The sequence below is a fragment of the Mesorhizobium sp. M1428 genome (genome assembly GCF_040317515.1).
In the GTDB taxonomy this organism is placed as follows: domain Bacteria; phylum Pseudomonadota; class Alphaproteobacteria; order Rhizobiales; family Rhizobiaceae; genus Mesorhizobium.
The window spans coordinates 279686-291878 of the sequence record NZ_JAMYKT010000002.1 but is presented as its reverse complement, the minus strand read 5'-3'; the positions used below and the strand labels follow the sequence as shown (position 1 = coordinate 291878).

Annotated in this window: 8 protein-coding genes; 5 read left to right on the top strand and 3 right to left on the bottom strand. The window is 58.9% G+C overall.

Annotated elements, in window-relative coordinates; genetic code table 11:
* The first annotated feature begins 4 nt into the window (after nt 1-4).
* The 3 genes from asnB (at nt 5) to NKG60_RS04645 (ending at nt 5794) form a co-directional block, all read left to right on the top strand.
* A complete protein-coding gene (gene asnB, locus NKG60_RS04655; protein WP_352662053.1) occupies nt 5-2002 on the top strand; it encodes an asparagine synthase (glutamine-hydrolyzing) in 1998 nt (665 codons plus the stop codon).
* A 1-nt stretch (nt 2003) separates the two neighbouring features.
* Nucleotides 2004-4220, top strand: coding sequence for a GumC family protein (locus NKG60_RS04650; protein WP_352662050.1), 2217 nt, complete (start codon nt 2004-2006; stop codon nt 4218-4220).
* 122 nt (nt 4221-4342) lie between these two features.
* A complete protein-coding gene (locus tag NKG60_RS04645) occupies nt 4343-5794 on the top strand; it encodes a lipopolysaccharide biosynthesis protein (RefSeq protein ID WP_352662047.1) in 1452 nt (483 codons plus the stop codon).
* Nucleotides 5795-5941: 147 nt separating this feature from the next.
* Here NKG60_RS04645 and NKG60_RS04640 read toward each other — a convergent pair whose 3' ends face one another.
* Together NKG60_RS04640 and NKG60_RS04635 are read right to left on the bottom strand one after the other, a co-directional pair.
* Entirely contained in the window at nt 5942-7057 is a 1116-nt protein-coding gene (locus NKG60_RS04640) for an NAD-dependent epimerase (RefSeq protein WP_352662044.1), read from the bottom strand.
* A 247-nt stretch (nt 7058-7304) separates the two neighbouring features.
* Nucleotides 7305-8018, bottom strand: a complete 714-nt coding sequence (locus tag NKG60_RS04635) for a helix-turn-helix transcriptional regulator (RefSeq protein ID WP_352489803.1) — start codon at nt 8016-8018, stop codon at nt 7305-7307.
* 286 nt (nt 8019-8304) lie between these two features.
* On the opposite strand from NKG60_RS04635, the gene NKG60_RS04630 reads away from it, so the two are divergent.
* Nucleotides 8305-10044, top strand: coding sequence for a sensor histidine kinase (locus NKG60_RS04630; RefSeq protein WP_352662040.1), 1740 nt, complete (start codon nt 8305-8307; stop codon nt 10042-10044).
* A 185-nt stretch (nt 10045-10229) separates the two neighbouring features.
* On the opposite strand, the gene NKG60_RS04625 is transcribed toward NKG60_RS04630, so the two are convergent.
* Complete coding sequence (locus NKG60_RS04625) at nt 10230-10907, bottom strand: LuxR C-terminal-related transcriptional regulator (RefSeq protein ID WP_023675618.1); 678 nt, start codon at nt 10905-10907, stop codon at nt 10230-10232.
* Nucleotides 10908-11417: 510 nt separating this feature from the next.
* Here NKG60_RS04625 and NKG60_RS04620 point away from each other — a divergent pair.
* Nucleotides 11418-12140: a nucleotidyltransferase family protein gene (locus NKG60_RS04620; RefSeq protein ID WP_023675619.1), complete on the top strand. Its 723-nt coding sequence runs from the start codon at nt 11418-11420 to the stop codon at nt 12138-12140.
* Nucleotides 12141-12193 lie beyond the last annotated feature (53 nt).

Below are 12193 nucleotides of genomic sequence, written 5' to 3'. Positions count from 1 at the left end.
TGGCATGTGTGGGATTACCGGAATTCTCCTTGCACCCGATGCCGCCAACATCAAGCCGCTCAGGGCAATTGGCCAGATGACGACGGCCCTCCGTCATCGTGGGCCTGATGGCGAAGGCTTCTGGATCAATCGCGAAGCCGGCATCGCCTTCGGCCACAGGCGTTTGGCTATAGTCGACCTATCGGAAGCAGGACGCCAGCCGATGCATTCGGCAAGTGGCCGATATGCCATTACCTTCAACGGCGAGATCTACAATTTCCGCGATCTGCGCCGCGAACTTGAAGACGTTGGCCATCGGTTCCGTGGCGCCAGCGATACCGAAGTGATGCTGTGCGCAATCGAGAGCTGGGGTCTCGACACCGCACTCACGCGCCTCGCTGGTATGTTCGCATTTGGATTGTGGGATCTAAAGACCAGGACCCTCCATCTCGCCCGCGACCGAATGGGCAAGAAGCCGCTCTATGTTGCTGCAACGCGCGATGCGCTCGTTTTTGCCTCCGAGCTGAAGGCAATCCATCGTTTTCCAGGTTTCTGTCAGGAACTCGATCTCGACGCGGCCGCGACAATGCTTTCGAAGGGATGGGTACCGGGTAACTGTTGCATCTGGCGAGGCGTGTTCAAGCTACCCCCGGGCTCGGTCCTGTCTGTGACGGCGGCGGATTTTGCCGAGGCGCGCAGCGCCGCATCCCTTTCGCAACGCGTCCGACACTGGTGGTCGCTGCCTGAAGTCGCCGCGAACGGACGACAGAATCCGATCGCCGGCACCGACGAAGAACTGACCGATAAACTCGACGACCTGCTTCGACTTGCCGTCCGGGAACGCATGATAGCCGATGTGCCGCTGGGTGCCTTTCTGTCTGGTGGCCTCGACAGCTCCACGGTTGTGGCGCTGATGCAGGCCCAATCGCCAAAACCGGTGCGCACATTCACGATCGCTTTCGGAGAAGGCGGGTTTGATGAGGCTCCCCACGCCGCGGAGGTCGCGCGGCACCTGGGCACCGATCACACTGAACTCCACCTTTCAGCAGCCGCTGCGCGCGAAGTCATTCCGGAACTGCCGCGGATCTGGGACGAGCCGTTCGCCGATGAATCGCAGATACCGACTTTGCTCGTGGCGCGGCTGGCTCGCCAGCACGTTACGGTGGCCCTGTCAGGCGACGGTGGCGATGAATGCTTCGCCGGTTACGCCCGTCATTTCATGGCTGCGCGGTTGAAACGACAGCATGCGCTGCCGTCGCCGTTGCGTCACGCGCTTGCTGCAGGGGTCGGATTGCTGGCCCGTGCAGCGCGTCACGATTTCGTCGGCATGCTGCCGCTTTCGGCGAGTGGACGGCACGCGCTGCGGAGCGACCGGCTGCATCGCCTCGCTCGGCTGCTCGCTGCACCAGATGAGGACGAACTGTATCGACGGCTGACCGAAGCATCGTCCGGGAGCCTCGCACTCCACAAGCCGCCCACATCAATTCAAGGGTGCCCCCGGCTTGATGGCCTGCTGTCCCGTCTCTTGTACGACGATATGGCCGGTTACCTGCCCGACGATATACTGGTGAAGTTGGACCGCGCCAGCATGGCCAACAGCCTCGAAGGCCGGTGCCCGCTTCTCGACCATCGGGTTGTCGAATTCGCCTGGCAGCTGCCGGCACATGCGAAGGTTCGCAACGGCAAAGGCAAGTGGCTTCTTCGTCAGCTGCTTAGCCGCTATGTTCCGCAACGGCTGATCGACCGGCCGAAGCAGGGTTTCGATGTTCCCATAGCAGTCTGGCTGAGAGGCCCGTTGCGCGTCTGGGCCAGCGATCTTGTCGCCGATATACGCCTCTCCGGAGACGGGATCTTCGACTTTGCGAAGGTCGAAACCTGCTGGCGCGACCATCTTGACGGAAGTCAGGATCATTCTCGCGATTTGTGGCCCGCGTTGATGTTCCAGGCCTGGCGCAACGAGGCAGGGCGGTCCGCCGGACCGGCAACGGGCATGTCCACAGCGCTCGAACTGACAGGAGTATGAGATGGAAGGGTCCATAGTCAGCCGAATTCACCTTCCGCGCGCCACTGACATGCACGTGCCGACGCGCGAGATCAACCCGCGCATGAGGCCATTCCTGCGCGAACAGGTCGACGCGCAGAGCCCCTTTCATCAGCTCCTGATTACCATCGCGAGGAGAAAATGGTTCCTGCTTGCAATGGTGATTTTGGGCGGAGTGTTGGCTGGGCTTGCGGGTTTTGTGCGTCCTGTTCTGTTCGAGGCGACCGCACAGGTGATTGTCGATGCTCCTGGCAGGAACGCGGGTCCCGGAGGCGCGGATTCTGCTCAGGAGATGCTGGATGCGAGCATTGATGACCACTTAACCATGCTCTCTTCGCAGGGGCATCTGCGTCGCGTGGTGGCAGCCCTACGCAAGACAGAGATCGGCAACATTGCTGAGCAAGGTGATGTCGGAAATTCCGGCGCCGCCCCTGTCGGCGGCAACCTGCAGAACATACGCACCTTCGCAGCCGGTCTGCTAGAAAGGATTTGGCCGCAGGGCAGGTCGGAGGCGGCCGATGCAGCCGAACTCAAGGCGTTGCGGAAGGGCATGAGGGTTGGACAGGAACTGAGGTCAAGGGTGATCACCGTCGGCTTCACCGACGACGATCCGGCGCGAGCCGCCCTGGTGGCCAATACGTTCGTCCAAGTGTACATCGACGATCTCGCACAGAAGCGCAGAGCGTCAGACAGGCTGGAACTCACCTCGATCGTCGCCAGCCTGCCGGTCGTACAGAGCGACCTGGCGAAAGCGACCGACCGCCTGGAAAAGTATCGACTGAGCCATGGCGCGGTCGATCAAGGTGCGGCGGATAGCGCTGCCAAGGAGACAGCCGAACTTAGTCAGCAGATATCGTTGTCGAAAGCGGATCTCTCAGCGACGGAATCTCGCCTTCAGCACATCGAGGCTTTGCGAGAGGAAGGAGCATCGGTCGCGGCGCTCGCCGAAGCGATCGGGTCTCCGGTGTTGGCCGACATGGCGGCTCGCCAAGCCAACGACAATGCGGATGCGGGCCTTAGCACTGCGATCAACGGCGAGATCGAACAAGGCACTGCTCGCATTGTGGCGGAGGCGAACATCTACCGTGCCCAGATTGCTGCTCTGGAGGGGCGTAAGAATGTGCTCGATGCGGTGGTGGCCGACACAGCCGGCCGGCTTTCCGGCTTGCGTGCGCTCGAGCCGCAGGTCAGCATCCTGACGCAGCGATACAACCAGCTTCTCACCCAACAACAGGATCTGGTCCAGCGCATCGCAACGCCCTTGCCCGGCGTCTCTATCCTTTCAGCGGCCTGGCCGCCGACCAATCCAAAAACGCTGCCGCCCGTCTTTCTTATTCCGCCCGGCATGATCGTGTTTGGCCTCATTGGCGGGATCTTCGTCATGGTACGCAGCCGCCTCAATCAGACCTTGCGCGGCGGGGCCGAAGCTGAAGCCGCGCTCAGGGTTCCGTGCCTGGGGCTGATACCGGAAGCGCCCACAATACACGCGAAACGACTACAGCAGCTGGTTCTCGGCCAGCAAAACTGCAGCTACAGCCGAGCCGTCACCTCTCTACTTGTCACCGTGACGCTCAACAAGGCGAGGGGCCGCGCGTCGCACGTCATCCTCGTCACGTCCAGCGTCCGGCATGATGGCAAGACCGAGCTCGCATGGAGCCTCGCCTTGGCAGCTACCCGACTTGGGGGACGAGTGCTTTTTCTCGATCTTGACGGCACGGGCGCCCGCCTCACGAACGAGTTTCTGAACGAATTCGGTACGTTCAAGCCGCATAAATCCTTTGGCGACTATATGAGCGACCGTTGTCCCCTGCACGACGCGGTCACCGGGATGCCCGAAATTGGCATTGACTTCATGGCACTCGCACCATCGGAGGATTTGCTGCCGCAACTGTACATGATCGACGGGTCCCTGGTCACAGATGAGCTGCGCTCGATGTACAGCATCGTCATCATAAATGGACCGCTGGGACTTGGAGGACCTGAGGCCAGGCTACTCACGGGCTGGGCTGACGCGGTTCTTTTCGCTGTTCGCTGGGCCAGGACGCGCCGCAGCATCGCGCGTGGTGTTCTGCAGTTGCTGACGGAGAACGAGACGGCTCAGGTCCCCGTAGGCAGCGTTCTCACGCAGGTCAATCTTAGGAAACACGCCGGCTACCGGTTTGGGGACAGCGCGGATCTCTTGCTCGAGAGAACATCATGAGTGTCACATGCGGGATTCCGCGTAACGACCGCCACGGCATTCGGCCTGTCGAGCGGAGGATAATATCGACGATCTCGCAGTCCGGAGCCGGGTCCGCGGCCGAGGGCGATCAGGGCGATGAAATGCGCGACGCCGGCGCAAGAGACATCGACGATTGCAGCGATCCGAAGCTCGCCCGCTTCCCTGCGGCCGCCGTTGCTCCAACGAATATGGTTTTACCGCACAAGGAGGACACGGGCAGGGGGCTCGGCTATGCCAGCATCTTCGCGCTTTTGGTCTATATCGGGGGTGCGGGCTTGACCAGCTTGGCGCAGTTATTGATTGCGCGCATCGTCGGCTCCACCAGCTACGGCATCTATTCCTATGTTCTGGCCTGGACCTCGGTGCTTGCCTATCTTGCAACGCTTGGTTTCCATGTATCCTTGTTGCGTTTCGTCTCCGCCTACAGTGCCAAAGGGCGGCTTGACCTGGTACACGGCGTAATCAGGTTTGCTCTGCAAAGGTCGCTTGCGGCAGCGACACTATTCGGCGTCATTGGCGCCGCCTTGGTCTTTTTCTTTTCAGATCCTTCTCACAAGGAGCTTCAAATCAGCCAGCTGCTAGGCATGGCAGCAGTGCCTTTGGTCACCGCCTACGCGTTGGGCGCAACACTTGTTCGTGCTTTCGGCGGCGGTGTCTCGTCCCTTCTGCCGGAACGCATCGTGCGCGACGGCCTCTTGTTGACGTTGCTGGGAATGGCGGTCTTATCCGGATCATGGACCCCCAACGCACCCTTGGTGATGCAGGCGGTGCTGGCAAGTTCAACCATCACGGTCGGCCTGGTGTTCGTCATGGCGGCAAGATTTCAGCCGCCTGGCTTGCGGCAGGTTCAGCCAGCCAACGAGTCGCGGGAATGGTGGTCCGCGGTTCCGCCAATGATGCTCATGGCTGGGCTCGATGTTTTCATCAGCCGGGCCGGAGTCATGGTGCTGGGCTGGACGCATCACATTCGCGAAGCAGGCATTTTCGCATTGGGATTGAACGTCGCCTTGCTTGTGAGCCTTTCCCTGGTTGCCGTCTCTACGATGTTTGCGCCGACAGCGGCTGCCCTTCATGCCCGAGGCGATCGGCTCGCTCTGCAGCAGCTGTTTTCACGGGCCGCCCTACTTTCCTCTGGTGGGGCTCTAACGATGGCCATCCCGATGCTTGCGATTATTGAACCTCTGTTGAGCTGGTTCGGCGGGGATTTCAGTACCGCGGCACCAGTCGCGCGGATACTCATTCTCGGATATGTCTTTGTCGCGCTGTGCGGCCCCCAGATGCTCCTCTTGATGATGACCGGAAACGAATGGGCGGCAGCCGTAACCATGATCGTCGGCGCCGCGGCCAGTGTCATAGGCTGTGCCACAGGAATTGCGCTCTACGGCGCGCCGGGCGCCGCAATCGGCCTCGCGCTTGCGTTGGCGATTTGGAATGTGGCGATGTCGATCTACATCAGCAAACGGCTGAAAATTATCCCTGGGCTGATCTTTGCGCTAACATCGTTCAGAACGCACGCAGTCGAAGGCCAGCCGCGACATTGGTTCCTGCGCTGATCTGAGACCGTCGCCTCGATACGCGACGGCATCAGCGTTCAGGAATTTCGAGTCCAGGGTTGTGTCGGATAGAAGCTGGCGAGGGCGGCTTTCTGGCTGACGCGTTACGCGCCGAGTGGCAGATCATCGCCCGACAGGGCGCGCGGCCTACACGGTGGCCTCATCATTCACCAACGTCTGTTGCCGTATGCTGGCCGCGGCATCCGTTCCATGAAAGTCCCGGTACCATTCGACAAAGCGTTGCACTCCGTCCTCGAGCGGTGTTGCCGGGGCGAAGCCGACGGCCTGGCGAAGATCGCTGACGTCGGCGCGCGTCTCCAGAACGTCGCCAGGCGGCAACGGCACATCCACGCGAAGCGCCTGGCTGCCAAGAGCGGTCTCGATGATCGAAATCAGCCGGTTGATCTCCTCGGGCCGGTCGTTGCCGATATTGTAGACGCGATATGGCGCGGAACTTGTGGCAGGGTCGGCGGTGCAAGGGTCCCAATTTGGATCTGGCCGCGGCGGTGCAGCGAGTGCTCGAACCACGCCCTCAGCTATATCGTCGATGTAGGTGAAATCCCGCCACACACGGCCGGCATTGGCTACTTGAATTGGTTTGCCCTCGACGATCGCGCGCGTGAACAAGTAGACCGCCATGTCGGGCCTGCCCCAAGGGCCGTAAACGGTGAAGAAGCGCAGTCCGGTCACGGGCAGGCCGAACAAATGGCTGTATGAATGCGCCATGAATTCGTTCGAACGCTTGGTGGCGGCGTAGAAGCTGACGGGATGATCGGCGCCGTGGTGTTCGGAAAACGGCACGGTTCGATTCAAGCCGTAGACGGAGCTCGAAGAGGCGTAGACGAGATGACTGACGCTGTGATGCCGGCAGCCCTCAAGGACGTTGAGAAACGCCACTACGTTCGATTGTACATAGGCGTGCGGGTCAACAAGTGAATGACGCACGCCGGCCTGAGCCGCGAGATGGACAAAGTGTGAGGGGCGAACGTTTGAAAACAGCAACTGAACGCGCGCGGCATCGGCCAGATCCATTCGCACCGGCGTGAATTTCGCCTCGCTACAGAGGCGTGCAAATCGCGCTTCCTTGAGCCGCAGATCGTAGTAGTGCGTGAAATTGTCGACGCCCACGACTTTGACACCGAGACGCAAAAGCCGTGAGGCCACGTGAAAACCAATGAAGCCTGCGGCGCCGGTGACGACGATCGGTCCTGTCCGTGCAAGTTTCTGCACCGCGCGGTCCGAACGGGATCGAGCGATTTCCATCTTCTCCGATGCGGCAAGGACAGACTCGCTGCATAGATCGTTGTCCACTTGTCGCCTTTCGAATCCGTTCGACGGTACCGAATAGCCGGTCCGGGATTGCGGCTTTCGATATTTACGCTGGCGCATAGAACCTATTGGAGTGCGCAACGCGATGCACGACCTGCCAAGTCGTGACACGCCAACTTGCGTGGTTTTGAATCCCGGGCGGATGTCGACGTCCGGGCGATTGGATCGAAGTGGCCGGCCCTTACGGCAGGACCGAAATACGCCCGAGAAGGGCCACCAGTTCCGCCTGGCGTTTTGTTTCGGTCTTGGCGAACAGCGAGGCAAGCTGGGAACGGATCGTGGTGCGGCTGAGACGCCAGCTGCGGGCGATCTCCAAAGGTGCGTCGCCCTGGGCCAAGCGCAAGGCGAGGTGCGTTTCTGCGCTCGTCAGGCCAAACATTCTTTGCAGCGTGCGAGGATTTGGCCCCGACCTGTTGTCGCGATCCAGCAACGCCACAATGCTCGTTCCCTCGGGAGCGATAACGCCGTTCTCGTTCAGTATCACCGGTCGGTCGCCCCTGCTGCGGATCACCACCCAAGACAACGAGCCCGGCAGGAATTGGCCCGGAACATTCGCGATCAGCCGCCTTAGGGCGGCGGTAAGTCCGCTCGCCGTGTCGGCCGCTTCGCCCTGGCGCTCAAGCGTGGTTTGGGCGGCTGCGTTCCACTCGACTACTTTTCTTTCGCGATTCAGCACAAGATAGCCACAGCCAATGCGATCAAGCACGCCGGTTATGGATTCCAGACTGCGGCCTTTTTGTTCGCCGAACCTTGCGTCCAATGGATCCGATGCGCGATCGGGAAGGTGACCAGAAGAAGAGGGCCGCGTATTCCGCGCTTCAAAATCATACTTGGTCCTCGTAGCAATGTACCGATTGCTCGAAGAAGCATCGACCTGTCTATCGATCAGATTCATTTTCTACCCCTAACCCAAAGTTTCACACGCCCGAAATAAGTATTCGGGATTCATGTAGTTTTCTATGTGTCGCTGGATTCTAGTCTTCTATGCGCTGACGGATGATACGTTCATCACCACCTTGAAAACTTAATATGATCCGACAGTTCTAAGGCAGCTCTTAGGCCCCGCTGCGTCCGATAAAATGCGCGCTATGATAGCGGTATGGCAATCCGGCAGTGGTACTAAGCTGTACGTTTTTTGCTCTAGTCTCGACGGGCTAGTCAGAAGGTTGTAGTCTGTGTCCATGAGCTCGCAGTCGCGCAGGTCGAATTCGAACCCGTCGGGCAGATTGCTAACTCATATTGCCTCTGCATCGGTGTTAGCCGCCACACTGATATTTGAAATAAAATCCTCAGCCTATATTGGGCAAGGCGCCAGTTTTCTGGAATTTATTCCGGCTATTATTATTATCGCCTATCTCGAAGACCGTGTACCGGCGCTCGCTGCGACCATTCTGATGGTGGCTGTCGGGCTGTGGGCACGAGGACACGATCAGATTTCAAGTGGAGATTGGGCACGCGCAATCCTGCTTCTGGTTTCGGGCGGGGTGATTGCCATGACGTTCCATCGCCTTCGGCAGGACTTGCGTGAGTTGCTGGAAGTCGCGGAGGCCAGGCTCGCTGCCGTCGAAGCGACGGAAAGCCGCTATCGTTGGGCCTTCGAACGTGCTGCCCTGGGATTCGCGAACACCAACGAGAAAGGTGAGTTGCTGCAGTCCAACAAACGCCTCTGTGAGATGACCGGGTACAAGGAGGAGGAGCTTGCCCAATTGCAGCTCGATACGCTCGCCCATCCGAACGACCGGCACACCTTGGCGCAATTGTTGGCGAGGCTGGGCAATGACATCTCTTCGTTCGTTTCCGAGGTCCGTCTATCAAGAAAGGACGGTACGGCATTCTGGGCTCGGTTAACGCTTTCTTCGTCCGCACCCAAGGGGGGGCTCTCGGAGAGCATCTTCGTGGTGGTCGACGATATTTCGGAACGACGCGCTGTTCACGAAGCGCTTCGGGCCCAGAAGGAATGGCTGGACCTCGCTCTGTCTGCTGGGCGCTTGGCGACGTGGCGCATTGACCTTAAAAACGGGACAGTCACGGGCTCGGACACGTTCTGGGACATTCTCGGCCTGGCCCAGGCCAATAGCCGCAGTTTGGAGGAGCTGTCAGCTGTCGTTCATCCGGCGGACTGGCCAAAGCTGGCGGCATCGAGAAAGGCCGCACCATCGGTCACGAATTACGATGTCGAGATACGCGTCCGCCGACCGGACGGACATATCCGCTGGGTTGCGCTGCGCGGAAGGGAGGAAAGACATGATGATGGTGGACAGCGGCTTGGAGTGGCTGCCGACCTGAGCGAGAGACGACAAACCACGCTGCTGCGCGCCGCGGCAAAGAAGCGGGAGCGCATCATGCTCGAACAGCGTCACAGATTCGGCAATGTTTTCGCAGTGATCACGGCGCTCGTGAAGATGGTCGATGTTCCCGGAAACAACGTCGCCAAATACAAGGAAATGCTGATCGACCGGATACGCGCGCTCGAGGCAACCCATCTGCTTCTTTCACGCAACGGCAGCGTATCGGGGGCGATAAACGATCTCGTTGCGCAAGAATTGCACCCATATATTGGAACACGTGCGATATCGGTCAGCGGTCCTTCCGTGGCGATGTCGGGAGGCGCCGCCGAGAGTTTTGCAATGATCGTTCACGAGCTTGCCACCAATTCCATGAAATATGGAGCGCTTGCCGATCCAAAAGGCCGGATCGACGTAAGCTGGACGTTCGCACCTGAAGAAACAGGCAATGATATCGTGTTCGAGTGGGTGGAATCGGGGCGGCGTCGGACCTCAAGCGTAGTCCGTCATGGCTTCGGTTCCATGATAATCGGAGTGGATGGAGCGCCGCTTGTCGGTCACTCTCCCAGGCTGGAAATATCGGACCAAGGGTTGCGGTATTCGCTGCGGCTGTCACGCAAGGAAATCGGATTGTAGTGCAGTGCTCCAATCGGAAAGCAGATATCTAAAGGCGGGTCGCGCTGAGCGGCCTTTGAGATGCCCAGGGTTCCTTCCAAGAATGTCGTTGGCCCAAAGCCGCGCCGCGGCTTTGGGATATGCAGCAATTATGCATGAGGAGTCTTGCGACGCCGTTTGCACGTCCAAAAGGGACGCGCGGCGCTCTAGCTGGCATGTCTCGAAAGCCAAGTCTTCAGCATGACGGCAGCCTCGGTCCGATTGCGTACCCCCAACTCACGCAGAACCGCAGCAGCGTGGATTTTCGTGGTCGCCTCCGCGATTTCCAGATCGCGTGCAATTTCCTTGTTTGAATAGCCTTCCGCCATCAGCTTGAGGACTTCCTTTTGCCTCGAAGTCAGCCTGCCAAGGTTGACGCCGGCGGTACGCCTCTGTGGGCCTTTGTCGTCGGAATGGGTATGTGCGTGGGTTGTTTGCGTTGCACCCGGGCGTGACAGAAGTGCAGGAACATAGATGCGGCCGGAGAGGATTTCATTGACTGCCAAAACAACCTCTTCGTCCGTCTGCGATTTTACGATGTAGCCGTGAAGCCCGATCGACAGCGCGGTGAGTATTTCCGAGCGTGAATCGTTTCCGGAAACGATCGCAAATCGCGTGTCCGGATAGGCGGACAGGATCCCGCCGAGCACTTCTTGATTGAACAGGCCCGGCATATTCAGGTCCAGGATCGCAAGATCCACGAACGATTGCTCTGCCAGCAAACTGAGCACCGCGTCGAAACAAGACGCTTCAAATATCTCTACACCTGGAATGCCTGCGGTCAGTGCCAATCGCAAGCCGCGACGATACAAGCCGTGATCGTCGGCGATGACGATTCGATACATTGAACTACCCCAACGCCTGTCTGAATGGATTGAACGGCGATGGCCTGAAAGTCGTGGCCATCCACTCGTCGATTCATCCAGCTGACGCTGCGGCACCCCCAACACCGCAAACGCCAGATTTCTAATATAATCTTAAATGACGGGAAACGCTCCTCTTTTTTTGCCCCTTGTAAGCGAAACCCGCCGAACGTCGTCGAACATACGTTCTGACCTTTTGGACAGCTGACAGACCGGTCGGTCGTTCAGCAGTGCTATAGGTCTAAAGATATAGAACAGCAAAACGGCTGAATTGTTACCATTCGAATGCACGACGACATCCACCCTGACGGCCACATACCATCCAGATGCAATGTCCGGATCAGGGGACAGTGGGGAAATCTCACCGGTCTTCTACGGGAAATCTCACCGGTTCTTCTGAGGGGACAAGAACGCATTTCCCGGTGCTGACCAGGGCAGGATAGCCGGCCCGTGACGATAGCGTTCAGGCCGAATAAACAAGGGAGGACCAGGATGAAAGCGGTTATTCAATGTGGAGGAATGGGAACACGCCTCCGCCCCTTCACTTCGGTCTTGCCGAAGCCGCTCATGCCGATCGGCGCACGGCCGGTTCTCGAGATGCTTCTGAAATGGTTGCGACGCAACGGTATTCAGGAAGTCTATATTACAACCGGATATCTCGGCCACTTGATCCGCACCGTGTGTGGAGATGGCTCGCAGTGGAACCTGAAAATTCGATATACGCAGGAAATGGAGCCGCTTGGCACCATCGGGCCACTGTCTTTGATCAGGGATGAACTGACGGAGCCATTCATCGTTCTCAATGGCGATGTCCTCACGGATCTAAGCCTCAGTCGATTTGTGGCAGCGCACCGTAAGCACACCGATCCAGTGACGATCGCAACAGCCTGTCGCCTGATCAAGATGGACTTCGGCGTCATCGACGAAGTTGACAATACCGTGCAGGTCTTTCGCGAGAAGCCGACGCTTTCGCATCTGGTCAGCATGGGAATTTACTGCATGAACCCGGATGTTCTGCAGTTTATCCCATCCGGCATACCCTTTGGGTTCGACGACCTGATGCTGCAGATGATGCAGAACGGCACAACCGTGCACGTGTACAAACATGAGGGTCTCTGGCTCGATATCGGGCGCGTCGACGACTTTCAGAACGCACAGACCATTTCCTGGGAGGACCAGTCGGCCTCGATCGAGGTCACTGCGACCGCTGCATGATCATGATGAAGTCACGAGTCCGGTTCCCACAGTTATCAGTCTAGGAGGTTGTG

Coding starts and splice junctions, on each gene's coding strand:
- NKG60_RS04620 (WP_023675619.1), top strand. CDS start 11,418: ATGAAAGCGGTTATTCAATGTGGAGGAATGGGAACACGCCTCCGCCCC.
- NKG60_RS04640 (WP_352662044.1), bottom strand. CDS start 7,057: ATGGAAATCGCTCGATCCCGTTCGGACCGCGCGGTGCAGAAACTTGCA.
- NKG60_RS04635 (WP_352489803.1), bottom strand. CDS start 8,018: ATGAATCTGATCGATAGACAGGTCGATGCTTCTTCGAGCAATCGGTAC.
- NKG60_RS04630 (WP_352662040.1), top strand. CDS start 8,305: ATGAGCTCGCAGTCGCGCAGGTCGAATTCGAACCCGTCGGGCAGATTG.
- NKG60_RS04650 (WP_352662050.1), top strand. CDS start 2,004: ATGGAAGGGTCCATAGTCAGCCGAATTCACCTTCCGCGCGCCACTGAC.
- asnB (WP_352662053.1), top strand. CDS start 5: ATGTGTGGGATTACCGGAATTCTCCTTGCACCCGATGCCGCCAACATC.
- NKG60_RS04645 (WP_352662047.1), top strand. CDS start 4,343: ATGCGCGACGCCGGCGCAAGAGACATCGACGATTGCAGCGATCCGAAG.
- NKG60_RS04625 (WP_023675618.1), bottom strand. CDS start 10,907: ATGTATCGAATCGTCATCGCCGACGATCACGGCTTGTATCGTCGCGGC.